Raw genomic sequence first — 13,444 nt, forward strand, 5'->3', positions numbered from 1 at the left:
TGCTTTAACACGCCATTTGTTGTGGAGATTCGACATGTCTGCCCCCTCCGTTTTGATTGCTGGCTGTGGCGATATCGGCAGCCGTCTGGCTAATCAGCTGCTGCCCCAGCAATGGACCGTCTACGGGCTGCGCCGCACGATTGCCCAGTTGCCAGAAGGTGTGATCGGGATTGCGGGCGATCTGTTTCAAGCCCAGGCGCCCGCCGACTGGCCTGCAACTGACCTCGATTACCTGGTGTATTGCGCCACCCCGACCGAGCGCGACGAAGCCGGTTATCGCGCAGCTTATATAGAAGGGTTGCAGCACGTACTGGCCTGGCTCGCCCAACATGGCCAGCAGCCCAAGCGCATTGTTTTCGTGTCCAGCAGCAGCGTTTATGGTCAGCAGCACGGCGAATGGGTCGACGAAACCTCGCCGACCGACGGCAGCGGCTTTTCCGGCAAGGTCATGCTGGAGGCGGAACAAGTCGCACTGCAGAGCGGTTTTCCGGCCAGCGTCGTGCGCTTGACCGGGATTTATGGGCCAGGGCGCAGCGATTTGGCCAACCGGGTTCGTCAGGGATACAGCGTGGCCGTAGAACCACCTTTATATGCCAACCGGATTCACGCCGATGACGCAGCGGGGCTGCTGGCCTACCTGCTTGAGGCGGATTCTCGGGGAATTACGCTGGAAGAGTGCTACATCGGCGTCGACGACGCACCCGCGCCGCTGGCCGAGGTGGTCGACTGGATGCGCGACTACCTGGGTGTCACCGAGTGGGCGGAAAACTCAGCCCTGCGCCGCTCCGGCAGCAAACGCTGCAGCAACGCCCGCGCCAAAGCATTGGGCTGGATGCCGCGTTATGCGACGTATCGGGAAGGGTATGCGGCGTTGTTTGGTTGAACACGGCTCCGTAGGACCGGCTTCAGCCGGGAGAGCATGGGGTCAGCCGACGCAATTGCTGCGAGTGGCTGCCCCCTCCCGGCTGAAGCCGGTCCTACGAAATACGAAATCCGGGAGCAAACGCTATAGCAACGTATCGGGAAGGGTATGCGGCGTTGCTTGGTTGAACATGGCTCCGTAGGACCGGCTTCAGCCGGGAGAGCATGGGGTCAGCCGACGCAATTGCTGCGAGTGGCTGCCCCCTCCCGGCTGAAGCCGGTCCTACGAAATGCATTCCAATTCAAATGGTTGCGGGAACCGCGCTAAATCAATTGCGCTCAAGCAACCAGCGGCGTGCGCCTGGGCGTAGCTCTGGCATCTGGTCTGCGCCAGCGTTGTTGACTGCCTGGAATATCTCCAACTGCTTGCCGGTGCGCGAGAAGATCCACGCATTGCCTTGCTCGGCTTTTTCCAGCCACATGCTGTCGTATTCGCCGCTCATCGCCGCACAATCGCCCGCCAGACACAGCGCGTAACGATCGTTTTCCGGAAGACCCTGCACGCTGCCATCCGCCATGAACTGCACGGAACTGCCTTGGCCGTCGCCGCTGACGATGGTCCATTTGCCGCCCAGATAAGCACCGTACAGGGCTTTTTCGAAGCTGCTGCCCGCTGGAGCACCCACAGGAGCAGGGGTCTCAGGTTTCTGGAAGCGCTGTTCCGGGCCGGATTCGCTGGCGGCCTGAATCAACTGATCGCCCTTGATCTGCAAGTTTTCGACAGAGTTGTAGTAGTCGATGCGCAGTTTGCCATCGGCGGCGCTGGCAATCTTGCCTTCGCCCACTTCAAAACCGTTCGAATACAGGGCTTGAGCAGCTTTGGTGTTAATTTGCCATTCCAGGTTCGGACCGTTGGCGAGCAACGCCTGACGGAGATTGTCGCCCTTGACGGCGGCGTCGATGGCAGCCTGGTTGATCCAGGTGCCGTCGGGATTGCGGTCAGCGTGGCTGGCACAGCCGGTCAAAAAAACGGCAACCAGCGAGAGGGCAAGCGCAAAGCGCATAACAGAGTCCTTCCTTTCAGGTGCGGCGGGGCGGTGGCGCCCCGCTGGGGATTTATTCGATGACGAGAATCGCGTCCATTTCGACCTGCGAGCCGCGCGGCAGGGCCGCAACGCCGATGGCTGCACGTGCCGGGTAAGGCTGCTCGAAATACTTGCCCATGATCTCGTTGACCTTGGCGAAGTTGCCCAGATCAGTCAGGAAGATGTTGAGTTTGACGATGTCCTTGAACGAACCGCCCGCAGCTTCGGCAACCGACTTCAGGTTTTCGAACACCTGAACGACCTGGGCTTCGATGCCTTCGACCAGCTCCATGGTTTTCGGGTCCAGCGGGATCTGCCCGGACATGTAGACAGTATTGCCAGCTTTGATGGCCTGAGAGTAAGGGCCGATGGCCGCAGGTGCCTTGTCGCTGGTGATAACAGTCTTGGTCATGAAGAACTCCTGATTATGGTTGGCTACGCACGCATGCGGGTAATGCGGATGACCCCGGTCAAGGTACGCAGTTTTCTGATAACGCGGGCCAGATGCACACGGTCATGAACGCTGACCACCAGCTGAACCACGCTGATGCGCCCATCGCGCTCATCCATGCTGATTTTTTCGATGTTGCCGTCGGCGGCGTTGACGCTGCTGGCCAGAAGCGCGATCAGGCCGCGTTGATGCTCCAGCTCGACGCGCAGCTCGACATTGAATTCGCCGGTGACGTCCTTGGCCCAGGAAAGCTGGATACATTTTTCCGGGTTGTGGCGGATTTCACTGATGTTGCGGCAGTTGTCCAGGTGCACAACCATGCCTTTGCCTGCGGACAGGTGGCCGACAATCGGGTCGCCAGGAATCGGCGTGCAGCACTTGGCGTAGCTGAGCACCAGACCTTCGGTGCCGCGAATCGCCAGCGGGCCTTCGGTGCTCGGCAGTTGTTCGCCTTCGCCCAACAGGCGGCGCGCGACCACGTAAGCCATGCGATTGCCCAGACCGATGTCTTCAAGCAGATCTTCGATGACTTCGACGCGGTATTCAGCCAGAACCAGCTGCACACGCTCGGCCGGGATTTTTTCCAGGCTGCTCTCAAAGCCGTTCAACACTTTGTTCAGCAGGCGTTCACCAAGGCTGATGGACTCGGAGCGGCGTTGCAGCTTGAGGGCGTGGCGGATGTGGGTGCGAGCCTTGCCGGTGACGACAAAATTCAGCCATGCCGGATTCGGACGCGCACCCGGCGCACTGACGATCTCGACCGTCGAGCCGCTTTGCAGCGGTTCGGACAACGGCGCCAAACGACGATTGATCCGACAGGCGATGCAGCTGTTGCCCACATCGGTATGCACCGCATAGGCAAAGTCCACTGCCGTGGAGCCTTTGGGCAGCTCCATGATCCGGCCTTTGGGCGTGAAGACATACACCTCGTCCGGGAACAGGTCGATCTTCACGCTCTCGATGAATTCCAGCGAATTGCCGGCGCGCTGCTGCATTTCCAGCACGCCCTTGACCCATTGGCGAGCCCGGGCGTGAGTGCCTTTTGGCACTTCGTCGTCCGAGGACTTGTACAGCCAGTGAGCGGCGATCCCGTTATTGGCCATTTCTTCCATTTCGCGTGTACGAATCTGGATTTCGATGGGTACGCCATGCATGCCGAACAAAGTCGTATGCAGCGACTGATAGCCGTTGGCTTTGGGAATCGCGATGTAATCCTTGAAGCGGCCGGGCAGCGGCTTGTACAAATTATGCACAGCGCCAAGCACGCGGTAGCAGGTATCGACCTTGTCGACGATGATGCGAAACGCGTAGACATCCATGATTTCATTGAAGGCGCGACGCTTGCCGCGCATCTTCTTGTAGATGCCGTACAGGTGTTTCTGCCGCCCGCTGACTTCGCCTTCGATCTCATCGACCGCCAGGCAATGGCTCAGGGATTCTTCGATCTTGTTGACCAGCTCTTTGCGGTTGCCCCGCGCGCGCTTGACCGCCTGACCGATACGCGACGAGCGCATCGGGTACATGGCCTTGAAGCCCAGGTCTTCGAATTCGATACGAATGCTGTGCATGCCCAGCCGGTTGGCAATGGGTGCATAGATTTCCAGGGTTTCCTTGGCGATACGGCGGCGCTTTTCACCGGAAAGGACTTCCAGGGTACGCATGTTGTGCAGCCGGTCGGCGAGCTTGACCAGAATCACCCGAATGTCGCGGGCCATGGCCATGGCCATTTTCTGGAAGTTCTCGGCCTGGGCCTCGGCCTTGGTCTCGAAGTTCATCTGGGTCAGTTTGCTGACCCCGTCGACCAGTTCGGCCACGGTTTCGCCAAACTGGGCGCAGAGCGCTTCCTTGGCGATACCGGTGTCTTCGATGACGTCATGCAGCATCGCGGCCATCAGGCTTTGATGATCCATGTGCATGTCAGCAAGGATATTGGCCACCGCAAGAGGATGCGTGACGTAGGCTTCACCGCTGCGACGGCGTTGGCCGTCGTGGGCTTGTTCGGCGTAGAAATACGCTCGGCGGACCAGATTGACCTGTTCCTTGCCGAGGTAGGTCGACAGTCTTTCGGCGAGGGCGTCTATGCTCGGCAAGGGATTACCCCCTGCCGATGGCTTGTACCCTGCGCCGTACTACGTCGACCCGGCATAGGCTTAGACGGCCTCGTTGGACTCGTCCTCAAACGCTGCGAACAATGGTTCATCTTCAACGATTTCAGCTTCGGCGATTACGGTGTAGCTCATCAAGCCCGCTGCGATTTCACGCAGGGCCATAACGGTGGGCTTGTCGTTTTCCCAGGCCAGCTTTGGTTCTTTGCCGCCGGTTGCCAGTTGACGGGCACGCTTGGTGGAGAGCATGACCAGCTCAAAGCGGTTATCCACGTGTTCTAGGCAGTCTTCAACGGTTACGCGGGCCATGGGTATTCCTCGTAGCAAATGCGGATGCGCGATGCCCGGATGGGCGAGCGGACTCGGTAGTTTACAAGCTCGGAGCCCTATGCTTCAAGCGGCAAGCCACCAGCGGCCTTATTTAGCTGGCCGAAGGGGGCTTGCAATGGGTCAATTTCAGGCCAGCAATTGCGCGAGCAAGTGACTGAAACGCTGCTGTTGATGCGGCTGGGTCAGCAGATTGGCGCGGAAAATCGCTTTCAGGTCTTCCAGCGCGGTGGCGAAATCGTCATTGATCACAACGTAGTCGTAATCCTTGTAATGACTCATCTCGCTGACCGCTTCACGCATGCGGCCCTCGATGATTTCATCGCTGTCCTGGCCGCGATTGGTCAGGCGCTGACGCAACGCTTGCTGGGTCGGCGGCAGAATAAAGATCGACGTGGCCGACGGCATCACTGCGCGAACCTGCTCGGCGCCCTGCCAGTCGATTTCCAGAATCAGGTCATGGCCTTCGTCCAGCGTCTGCTGCAAATGGCTTTGCGAGGTGCCGTACAGATTGCCGAAAACCTCGGCCTGCTCGAGAAAATCGTTGTGCTCGATCATGCGCAGGAACTCGGCGCGATCAACGAAGTGATAGTTCACGCCGTCCACTTCGCCCGGACGCATGGCGCGGGTGGTGTGCGAAACCGAAACGCGGATCGACGGCTGAGCGTCGACCAGGGCCTTGACCAGACTGGTCTTGCCTGCGCCGGAAGGGGCGGAAACGATATACAGGGTGCCGGTGCTGTGGGTCATGTCAGGGTTAGCCTTACTCAATATTCTGCACTTGTTCGCGCATTTGCTCGATCAACACTTTGAGGTTGACCGCCGCTTGGGTGCTGCGCGTGTCGAAGGCTTTGGAGCCCAGGGTATTGGCTTCGCGGTTGAGCTCTTGCATCAGAAAATCCAGACGACGCCCGGCTTGGCCGCCAGCTTTTAGCACACGGCGCACCTCAGTGACGTGGGTGCTGAGGCGATCAAGCTCCTCGGCGACATCGCTTTTCTGTGCCAGCAGGACCATTTCCTGCTCCAGGCGTTGCGGATCAAGTTCGGCCTTCATGTCGGCGAAACGGTCCAGAACCTTCTGGCGCTGGGCCGCGAGCATCTGCGGCACCAGGGTTTTCAGGGTTGCGACTTCGGCGGTGATCGAGTCCAGGCGCTCATTGAGCAGCTTGGCCAGATCGGCACCTTCGCGGCCCCTACCGTTTTTCAGCTCGGTCAGCGCCTCATTGAACAACGCCAATGCTTCATTATTAAGTGCCTGCGGATCGCTGGCATCGCCCACCAGAACGCCAGGCCAGGCCAGCACTTCCAAAGGATTGAGCGGCGCGGGCTGCTTGATCAGGCTGGCCACGATTTCTGCGGCGGCCACCAACTGAGCGGCGCGTTCGCGATCAACCTGCAGCGGCTTGCCGGCGGTTTCTTCGACGAAACGCAGGGTGCATTCCACTTTCCCTCGGGAAAGCCCTTGGCGCAGCGCTTCGCGGATCGCGCCTTCGAGGTCGCGGAAGGATTCTGGCAGGCGCAGATGCGGCTCCAGATAACGATGATTGACCGAGCGCAGCTCCCAACTCAGTGTGCCCTGAGCCCCGGCCCGTTCGACCCGGGCAAAAGCCGTCATGCTGTGGACCATGGCAAACACCTCTATAAATCCGGTGAACAGCGCACTGTTTCGGCCAGTGACCAAAAGATGTCACGAAAAGTCGAGAGGCTGTAAAGGCGCAGGATTGTAGCGCAGTGCGACGGATGCTCCCAATCCGGGAATGCGACAAGCGATGCATGGTGTCGCGCGCCGCGCCGTCAGCGCCTGCAAACTCCCGTTCCAGAGCCTGCCAGCACGCTGGATCGGCCTCACCTGAGTTTTAGATGTGCCCAGTCTCGACTGTCGCCTCTATAATGCTCGGCAGTTTTCCGTCTTAGTACAGGTATTCCCAATGAAACGTCCAAGTGGTCGCGCCGCCGATCAGCTGCGCTCGATCCGCATCACCCGCAACTACACCAAACACGCCGAGGGTTCTGTACTGGTCGAGTTTGGTGATACCAAAGTGATTTGCACCGTCAGCGTCGAGAGCGGCGTACCGCGGTTCCTCAAAGGTCAGGGCCAAGGTTGGTTGACCGCAGAATACGGCATGCTGCCGCGCGCCACCGGCGAGCGTAATCAGCGTGAAGCCAGTCGCGGCAAGCAAGGCGGTCGCACGCTGGAAATCCAGCGTCTGATCGGTCGTTCGCTGCGCGCGGCACTGGACATGTCCAAGCTGGGCGACGTGACCCTCTACGTCGATTGCGATGTCATTCAGGCTGACGGCGGCACGCGCACAGCGTCCATCACCGGCGCCATGGTTGCCCTGGCCGATGCCTTGAAAGTGATCAAGAAACGCGGCGGCCTCAAAGGCGGTGACCCGCTCAAGCAAATGATCGCCGCCGTTTCGGTGGGCATGTATCAGGGCGAGCCTGTGCTCGATCTGGACTATCTTGAAGATTCCGCAGCCGAGACCGACCTCAACGTGGTCATGACCAGCGCAGGCGGCTTCATTGAAGTGCAGGGCACCGCTGAAGGCGCGCCGTTCCAGCCGGAAGAGCTGAACGCGATGCTGGCTCTGGCCCAGAAGGGCATTGCTGAATTGTTCGCGCTGCAAACCGCTGCTTTGGCCGACTGATCGACAAACCCGAGGGATCGCACATGAGTGACAGCCAGCTACCGCTTCCGAAACCCAGCTCAGAGATTCGCCAGTGGGCGATGTTCTGTCACTTTGCCGCGTTCTTCGGCTTGATCTTCCCGTTCGGCAACCTCTTGGGGCCGCTGATCATCTGGCAGATCAAGAAAGAAGCCGATCCATTCATCGATGCCCAGGGCAAGGAAGCGCTGAACTTTCAGATCACCGTTTCCATCGCCGTCATGATCTGCATGTTGCTCATGGTGCTGATCATCGGCTTCCCGCTGATGGCCCTGGTGGGTATCGGCGCGCTGGTCCTGACCATTATTGGCGGCTTGAAAGCCAACGATGGTCTGGCCTATCGCTATCCGTTCACCTGGCGCCTGATCAAGTAACGATCAAATGCGCCCATTGGCATGGGCGCATTGCTCGCCAGTCGATAGCCTGAATCAGCGCAGGATCCGCGGCGCTTCATCGCGCGGCAGATTGTTCTGCGGCATCGGCTGATCGGTGTACTCCACTTCGCCACGCAGTTGCTCGCGCAGCTGGCGGGCGACGTCCATGCCAATCGACTTGGACACATCCCGCACGACCCGACCGCGATTGGGCGTGACCTTGATATCCCGACCGTTCACCAGCTTGGTGTCCTGACCTTCGCCCATGGCCGTGAAGGCCGAGGTGATTTCAAAGGTGCGCGTGTTGATCAGGCTGAAGTCGCTGACCAGCGTCAGCCCCAGAACCGCAGAATGGCTGTCAGTGTTCGCCAGCTCGTTGATGTCCTGACGGAAGTCGATATCCGACACCGTGCCGAACAGCACGTAGTCCGCGCCCCTGAAGTTACCGTTCTTGATGCGCTTGATGACGTCATAAACGTCTTCCTTGGACTTGGCCGTGTAAGGCGTGCCCTGCACCAGCTGGAACATGCCGGACTTGAGAATCTCGCCCTTGATGTCGCCGCTGAATTTGCGCAGCTCGCCTTGCTCGATGTAGCTGTAACGCTCTTCGTATTCGTTGTAACTGGCCGACCCGCTGGCGCTGTAGGCATTGATCCGCACGTTGCTCTGCGCCGAAACCGTGTGGATGTAATGCTCCACACGTTCTTGGAATGCCATGTCCGTCACTGCGATTTTCGGCGCGGCCTGTACGCCAAAGGCGCACATCAGGCCGACGATGCCCATCCATGCACGCATTGCTTAGCGCTCCGTGGTTTTGCGGATTTCTTTCTCGTCCATCCACTCGGCCAGACCGCTTTCAACGTCGATCAATTGCAGGCTGAATTTGTAGAACACGTCCTTGTAATCGCTGCTGCGCTTGACGATGGAGCTGATCGAGCCTTCCAGGCGGTACTTGGCGGCGATCATGTTGCCGGTCTTGTTGACCGTCGATTGTTTGTACAGGCCGCTCTGGTTTTGCAGCTTGAGCTGATCGACCTGGCTTTGCATCTGGGTGTTGTCACTGGCGAAACGGGCGGTGCCGGTTTTCATCAGCTGGGTCTTGATCGACGTAGTGATCTCGCGGGTATCGATGTACTCGCTGGTCTTGTTCTTCACGTCGTAGACCTGAACCACCGGGCGGCCTTGCAGGATGCCGGATTGCGCCAGGGAGCGGGTCATGGACTCGGCGATCATCTGCAAATCGGTCGAGCCGAATTCGTTGGTCACGGTTTCCACAGCCTTGGTATCGCCGTAGTTGATGTTCTTGCTGCCCAGGGACGGGGAATTGTTGGCGCAACCGGTGGCCAGCAGGGCGACGGCGGCGATGGAGCAAAGACGAATCGACAACATGCGAGAGTTCTCTTCAACTGAACAAAATAAGGGGTGGATCAAGGCGTTTTCACTTCGAGGCGAAAGTCAGTCGCCTTCGGCACCGGCGCAATGGCAGGCAGGAAACTGGTCTGCGAGCCGTACAGCGTCAGGCTTTTCCAGCCCTCGGCATCGGCAACCGGGAAACCGTCGTTGCCCAGCCAGGCGAAGCGGTAATACATCTGTTTGTTGCGGCTGCTGGTGTTATTGAGCTGCACATTGACGGTCAGAAAACCGTTTTCCCGGGCCACACGCATGGCGCCCACTTCGATGTTCTTCATGTCACCCATGGCGACAACTTTGCTCGCGGCACTACCGGGAGCGGGAGGCGGCGGGGTCGCGCATCCGGCGAGCAGGGCCAGCGCCAGCACGCCGAAAATCTTGATACGCATGGAATGTCTCCGATCAGGGTTGTTTGGTAGTGGCCACGGCTTGTGGCAGGGACGACGGCATGACATTGGCGGCCAGCCCGTCAGCGAAAACCTGATTGCCGATGGCGCGCAAGGCGATCACTTGATAACGCTGATCGACCTTGACCTGCACATGAGTGCCGCCCGTGGACGAAGGCAATATCACTTGATGGACGCCTTGCGGCAGACGCAGACGCGCGACCAGCGTGTTGTCCGGCAAGGTGCGCCAGGTGCGGGTGTCGGCGCCCTCAGTAATGGCCGAAGCAATGCCCACGGCCAGACCGGCCAGCGGATTCACGTCGTTGAGTTGCTTCTGCGCCACGCCGCGCGTGATCGCGCGGACCGTGGTGCGCAAAATGATGCCCGGCATGTCGTCACGCAGGGCGCGGCGCGACATGTCGGTGGTGCTGTTGAGCTTGGTCAGGTTGATCTGCTGGCCGTCGAGACCGATCTGCGAGAACGCTGCGGTTGAGGTGTCCGGCTTGATCACCGGGAACGACAGCGGCGTAATCACCAGATTGCCACTGATCGGCAACGGCAGCGGGATGCGCACTGAGTCGCGCGCCGGGGCAAAGCCGCTTTGCACCACGATCAGGACTTCGCTGTAGCCGTCCTTGCTTTGCGCATCGTCGAGTTTGAGCAGGGCTTCCTTGAGCAGCGGCGTGTTCGGACGCAACTCGGCAGCCTTGCGATAACCCGGTGCCGCCAGACCTTTTTCACCCAGCGCTTCATAAACGAAGCCTGACAGGTAATGACTGAACGCACTTTGGTAGCTGTTTTTCAAGCCGACGACTTCCGGCGCATCCAGGGACGCAACCGGATAGCCCTTCAGCTCAGTGAACTCGGTCTTCACGCCCTTGCTTTCGGCTTCCTGCTCACTCTTGAGGTATTCCTTGTCGCGCAGATCGGCGATCACGGCTTCACGCTCGTGAGTCTTCTTGATCTCGGTCCGTGCGCCTTCGAAATCGTTTTTGGCCAGCAGGTTCAGCGCCATCTGCGTGGTCAGCATGACCTTTTCGTAGTCATAGCCTTCGTAACGACGGACCTTGTCGTTGACCAGGAAACTGCCGAACTGGGCCAGGTACTTGTCGGTGTCGAGCTTGACCGATTCTTCCCACTTGTAGACCACCAGATCGGCGGCGCGCCATGCGGTCTGGCTGCCAGCGAGATCGCCCTTGGCACGCAGCAACTCACCCTTCTCGAAGTAATAGAGCAGGTCTTTGTCGGCGCTGGTGTTGTTCTTCTCAAGAATGACCAACGCCCCATCAACGTTGCCGCTGACCAGGTTCTGGTTGGTTTCCTTGAGTTCATTATCGTAGCTGCGAAAGGCGGAACAGCCCGCCAATTGGATGGCAGCAATCAGCGTAAGCGCGGTCAAGGCACGAGATGACATAGAGCGTTCAATCCCTGAAATTCGATAGCAGGCCGAAGGCGTCGCGCTATTCAAGTCCGTTTGAATGAGCAGTTGCACTGCTCGATGGGCCTTCTTCCGCGTGTTGAAAAGCTGTCGGCGAAAAGAGAGAGCGCGGGATTGTAAACGCTGAAGTAGCGATTTGACATCCATGTTGTGTGACCACTGTTACAAATTCTGCAATAAGTTCAATTTCTCGTCTCGAGACATGATCAGCGGTAGAACCCTGCGAGCGGTTGCCGGAACACGAATGGTATCCATCGTCTGAAACAGGTGAAACCAGACGTTTCCGGCATTGTTGTAGGCAAAGTTTCTTCGTTTAGTCAGCTTCGACGGACGTGCCTTGGTACTTCTCCCGTTTTATCGGGACTGCACTACGGCACTGGTCGTAACACAGTCGGCACCATGCCCCTTGGCGAATGTTGGTGAACCTTGCTTCCCACACATGACCTCGGGCACACGACCACTGCATCAACGTCTTCACACCTCTGTATTCCGTCGACAGGCATTGACCGCCCCTTTCCACTGCTAGCTGGCGGGCGCTGTCGAGGCTCAATCGCGTGCTTGCCTTGAAACAGATCTCGCACCATCGGCCCAACATTATGTTGCTGCCTGTCGAGAGCCATTCGTGGCCGGCATTACAGCGCAAGTGGTAGCGGTGTTGTATGCCTTGGTAGGTATCGCTCAGGCAGATGCCACCTCGCTGCTCGGCGGCGGCATGGATTCGCGCGAGGTCACGGCAGACTTGAAAGGGCGGTTCAGGCGACTTGTTGGTCATTGGAATAGCCTGTGGCAGAGAGTGTGCGCCGTAGTATTCAGCTATCTCTCACGGCTTGAAATCAGACGATTCCGACTCGGCTGTAGGGCAAAAACCATCTTCCAGTCAGCCAAGACTGAAGCTTCTGTCCCCTCGGCATTCAGGCTTGCCCGGGGCATATCACGGCCATATTCTCCGCCTGCTGACGATTCAGCACCGGGTTTGGCGATCCGAATTAGAGCGTTCACAATGTGCGAGCATTTCAAAACCAGGTCGTTGATGGCTTGGTTTCGTAATGGCGGTTGTGTGTGGGAGACCTTCGGGTCTGCCGGATTTGCTCTTCTGCCGGTTCGCCAACCTGCACACAACGGCCACCCTTTCTGTTTGGCGACGGTTTGGGCGGCGATGATGAAACAGAAGAGATTTTTACTGATATGACAGCAACCTTGCCGCACACCCCAATTTGCTTCACCCGCAACAAAACCCGACTCCACGCCCTGCTGATCGACAATCAGGCCTGGTTCTGCGCTCGTGATCTGGGGCATCTGATGGGCTTTTTTCTCGATGGGCGTCTGGCGCGCAAGCTTGACCCGGACCAACGTCAAACGCTGTGGCTATATCGCTACGGCGAAGCCGAGCAAGCGCTGATGCTCAGCGAGTCGGGCGTCTACGCACTGCTGGTGTACCACCTGACTGATGCCAATCGGGGTTTGCGTGAATGGTTTGATCATCATGTCATTCCCGCACTGCGGGACCGGCCTGACCACGGCAACGTGCAGCGGCCGACCCTTGGCGTGCTGGATGGACCGGGCACTTCCCTGAGCTTGCTGCATTGGCGCAACGAGCCGCGGATCAGATTACGCGACATGCCCAGCGTTTTGCTCGATGCGCCCCGGCAACGCCGCTGGAACCTGCGCTCATGGTTTACTTCCCCGTCGACGTAAGTTCGTTGTCGAGGTTGGCCGGCGACCGGGTTTCATCGGCTGGTCGCCGGTATCGATTGCCGGGTTCTGGTCTTCCAGGGATTTGAGCAGCGCGTCGCGTTCGGCCTTGCGGCAAATCCGGCACCAATCCCCGGCGCGGGTCTGGCTCAGGCTTTGTTCCCAGGTATGACCCTCGCGGCATTGCCAGGGCAGTTTCACCAATGAGTTGCTGTAGTGGGTCGCCAGGCATCTACCGCCGCGTTCCTGCGCGTGTTGACGTGCATCGTCCAGGGAAAGTGAGCGCGTCTGGTGGCAGCACAGGCGGCACCAATTGCCGCGATTGCCGAACAGCGCCGGGGCCGACCATTCGTGGCCGAATTCACAGCGATAGTGATGCATCTTTTCATCCCCGCTGAAGCTTTCGCTGAGCAATACGACGCGTGATCTTGGGGACGGCGATGGCAAATTGTTCATCTGCAGGTCTCTGCTCGCGCTGACGAAAAGGCGCGAAAAGTGTCGCCACAGATTATTCAAAGCCCGGCTAAAAAATGGAGTCGGAAAAAGCCGCAAATGACGTAGGACGCGTTTCGGCCTCAAGGAGGCAATTGCTTACAGCGCGCTCTTTCATCTCAATCTCGCAATATTCAGTAACTCGCAATATTCA

16 protein-coding genes are annotated in these 13,444 nt (G+C 58.8%); 5 read left to right on the forward strand and 11 right to left on the reverse strand.

Translation table 11 applies throughout. The features are described 5' to 3' along the window. The first annotated feature begins 34 nt into the window (after positions 1 to 34). Positions 35 to 883: an SDR family oxidoreductase gene (locus AABC73_RS28125; protein ID WP_341521804.1), complete on the forward strand. Its 849-nt coding sequence runs from the start codon at positions 35 to 37 to the stop codon at positions 881 to 883. A 307-nt stretch (positions 884 to 1,190) separates the two neighbouring features. Here the strand turns inward: AABC73_RS28125 and AABC73_RS28130 are convergent, their stop codons facing one another. The 6 genes from AABC73_RS28130 to AABC73_RS28155 form a co-directional block, all read right to left on the reverse strand. After that, the gene (locus AABC73_RS28130) at positions 1,191 to 1,925 is read right to left on the reverse strand and encodes a hypothetical protein (protein ID WP_341521805.1); all 735 of its coding nucleotides are present in this window, start codon (positions 1,923 to 1,925) and stop codon (positions 1,191 to 1,193) included. Between the two features lie 52 nt (positions 1,926 to 1,977). After that, the gene (locus tag AABC73_RS28135) at positions 1,978 to 2,358 is read right to left on the reverse strand and encodes a RidA family protein (RefSeq protein ID WP_065831783.1); all 381 of its coding nucleotides are present in this window, start codon (positions 2,356 to 2,358) and stop codon (positions 1,978 to 1,980) included. 23 nt (positions 2,359 to 2,381) lie between these two features. Continuing rightward, positions 2,382 to 4,487 carry a bifunctional GTP diphosphokinase/guanosine-3',5'-bis pyrophosphate 3'-pyrophosphohydrolase gene (gene spoT / locus AABC73_RS28140; RefSeq protein WP_341521806.1) on the reverse strand — a complete coding sequence of 702 codons (2,106 nt, stop codon included), beginning with the start codon at positions 4,485 to 4,487 and terminating at the stop codon, positions 2,382 to 2,384. Positions 4,488 to 4,547: 60 nt separating this feature from the next. Beyond that, the gene (rpoZ, locus tag AABC73_RS28145) at positions 4,548 to 4,811 is read right to left on the reverse strand and encodes a DNA-directed RNA polymerase subunit omega (RefSeq protein ID WP_020293322.1); all 264 of its coding nucleotides are present in this window, start codon (positions 4,809 to 4,811) and stop codon (positions 4,548 to 4,550) included. A gap of 147 nt (positions 4,812 to 4,958) precedes the next feature. After that, positions 4,959 to 5,579 carry a guanylate kinase gene (gene gmk, locus AABC73_RS28150; protein WP_341521807.1) on the reverse strand — a complete coding sequence of 207 codons (621 nt, stop codon included), beginning with the start codon at positions 5,577 to 5,579 and terminating at the stop codon, positions 4,959 to 4,961. Between the two features lie 13 nt (positions 5,580 to 5,592). Continuing rightward, positions 5,593 to 6,456: a YicC/YloC family endoribonuclease gene (locus AABC73_RS28155; protein WP_341521808.1), complete on the reverse strand. Its 864-nt coding sequence runs from the start codon at positions 6,454 to 6,456 to the stop codon at positions 5,593 to 5,595. Between the two features lie 301 nt (positions 6,457 to 6,757). Between AABC73_RS28155 and rph the strand changes: the two genes are divergently transcribed. Together rph and AABC73_RS28165 are read left to right on the forward strand one after the other, a co-directional pair. After that, complete coding sequence (rph, locus tag AABC73_RS28160; protein ID WP_331149050.1) at positions 6,758 to 7,480, forward strand: ribonuclease PH; 723 nt, start codon at positions 6,758 to 6,760, stop codon at positions 7,478 to 7,480. A gap of 23 nt (positions 7,481 to 7,503) precedes the next feature. Next, on the forward strand, positions 7,504 to 7,872 hold the full coding sequence (locus AABC73_RS28165) for a DUF4870 domain-containing protein (protein WP_331149049.1): 369 nt from the start codon (positions 7,504 to 7,506) through the stop codon (positions 7,870 to 7,872). Between the two features lie 54 nt (positions 7,873 to 7,926). Here AABC73_RS28165 and AABC73_RS28170 read toward each other — a convergent pair whose 3' ends face one another. From AABC73_RS28170 to AABC73_RS28185, 4 genes are read right to left on the reverse strand one after another with little or no spacing between them, the layout of a single operon-like run. Continuing rightward, positions 7,927 to 8,667 carry a penicillin-binding protein activator LpoB gene (locus tag AABC73_RS28170; RefSeq protein ID WP_341521809.1) on the reverse strand — a complete coding sequence of 247 codons (741 nt, stop codon included), beginning with the start codon at positions 8,665 to 8,667 and terminating at the stop codon, positions 7,927 to 7,929. A gap of 3 nt (positions 8,668 to 8,670) precedes the next feature. Continuing rightward, entirely contained in the window at positions 8,671 to 9,258 is a 588-nt protein-coding gene (gene lpoB, locus AABC73_RS28175) for a penicillin-binding protein activator LpoB (RefSeq protein ID WP_177325450.1), read from the reverse strand. A gap of 41 nt (positions 9,259 to 9,299) precedes the next feature. After that, positions 9,300 to 9,671: a YcfL family protein gene (locus AABC73_RS28180; protein ID WP_020293315.1), complete on the reverse strand. Its 372-nt coding sequence runs from the start codon at positions 9,669 to 9,671 to the stop codon at positions 9,300 to 9,302. Positions 9,672 to 9,684: 13 nt separating this feature from the next. Next, positions 9,685 to 11,082, reverse strand: a complete 1,398-nt coding sequence (locus AABC73_RS28185) for a hypothetical protein (RefSeq protein WP_341521810.1) — start codon at positions 11,080 to 11,082, stop codon at positions 9,685 to 9,687. A gap of 646 nt (positions 11,083 to 11,728) precedes the next feature. Here AABC73_RS28185 and AABC73_RS28190 point away from each other — a divergent pair. Beyond that, positions 11,729 to 12,295, forward strand: a complete 567-nt coding sequence (locus AABC73_RS28190) for a hypothetical protein (RefSeq protein WP_341521811.1) — start codon at positions 11,729 to 11,731, stop codon at positions 12,293 to 12,295. Continuing rightward, positions 12,292 to 12,801 carry a Bro-N domain-containing protein gene (locus AABC73_RS28195; protein WP_341521812.1) on the forward strand — a complete coding sequence of 170 codons (510 nt, stop codon included), beginning with the start codon at positions 12,292 to 12,294 and terminating at the stop codon, positions 12,799 to 12,801. Before AABC73_RS28190 ends, AABC73_RS28195 begins: the two co-directional genes overlap by 4 nt. Here the strand turns inward: AABC73_RS28195 and AABC73_RS28200 are convergent. After that, positions 12,775 to 13,254: a hypothetical protein gene (locus tag AABC73_RS28200; protein WP_341521813.1), complete on the reverse strand. Its 480-nt coding sequence runs from the start codon at positions 13,252 to 13,254 to the stop codon at positions 12,775 to 12,777. The genes AABC73_RS28195 and AABC73_RS28200 overlap by 27 nt on opposite strands. Positions 13,255 to 13,444: the final 190 nt, after the last annotated feature.

This window comes from Pseudomonas sp. G.S.17 (genome assembly GCF_038096165.1).
Taxonomy (GTDB): domain Bacteria; phylum Pseudomonadota; class Gammaproteobacteria; order Pseudomonadales; family Pseudomonadaceae; genus Aquipseudomonas.

What these genes read in the sequence shown, in the direction of transcription:
- AABC73_RS28125 (WP_341521804.1), top strand. Translation starts at nt 35, where the DNA reads ATGTCTGCCCCCTCCGTTTTGATTGCTGGCTGTGGCGATATCGGCAGC.
- AABC73_RS28130 (WP_341521805.1), bottom strand. Translation starts at nt 1,925, where the DNA reads ATGCGCTTTGCGCTTGCCCTCTCGCTGGTTGCCGTTTTTTTGACCGGC.
- AABC73_RS28135 (WP_065831783.1), bottom strand. Translation starts at nt 2,358, where the DNA reads ATGACCAAGACTGTTATCACCAGCGACAAGGCACCTGCGGCCATCGGC.
- rpoZ (WP_020293322.1), bottom strand. Translation starts at nt 4,811, where the DNA reads ATGGCCCGCGTAACCGTTGAAGACTGCCTAGAACACGTGGATAACCGC.
- gmk (WP_341521807.1), bottom strand. Translation starts at nt 5,579, where the DNA reads ATGACCCACAGCACCGGCACCCTGTATATCGTTTCCGCCCCTTCCGGC.
- AABC73_RS28155 (WP_341521808.1), bottom strand. Translation starts at nt 6,456, where the DNA reads ATGGTCCACAGCATGACGGCTTTTGCCCGGGTCGAACGGGCCGGGGCT.
- rph (WP_331149050.1), top strand. Translation starts at nt 6,758, where the DNA reads ATGAAACGTCCAAGTGGTCGCGCCGCCGATCAGCTGCGCTCGATCCGC.
- AABC73_RS28165 (WP_331149049.1), top strand. Translation starts at nt 7,504, where the DNA reads ATGAGTGACAGCCAGCTACCGCTTCCGAAACCCAGCTCAGAGATTCGC.
- AABC73_RS28170 (WP_341521809.1), bottom strand. Translation starts at nt 8,667, where the DNA reads ATGCGTGCATGGATGGGCATCGTCGGCCTGATGTGCGCCTTTGGCGTA.
- AABC73_RS28180 (WP_020293315.1), bottom strand. Translation starts at nt 9,671, where the DNA reads ATGCGTATCAAGATTTTCGGCGTGCTGGCGCTGGCCCTGCTCGCCGGA.
- AABC73_RS28185 (WP_341521810.1), bottom strand. Translation starts at nt 11,082, where the DNA reads ATGTCATCTCGTGCCTTGACCGCGCTTACGCTGATTGCTGCCATCCAA.
- AABC73_RS28195 (WP_341521812.1), top strand. Translation starts at nt 12,292, where the DNA reads ATGACAGCAACCTTGCCGCACACCCCAATTTGCTTCACCCGCAACAAA.
- AABC73_RS28200 (WP_341521813.1), bottom strand. Translation starts at nt 13,254, where the DNA reads ATGAACAATTTGCCATCGCCGTCCCCAAGATCACGCGTCGTATTGCTC.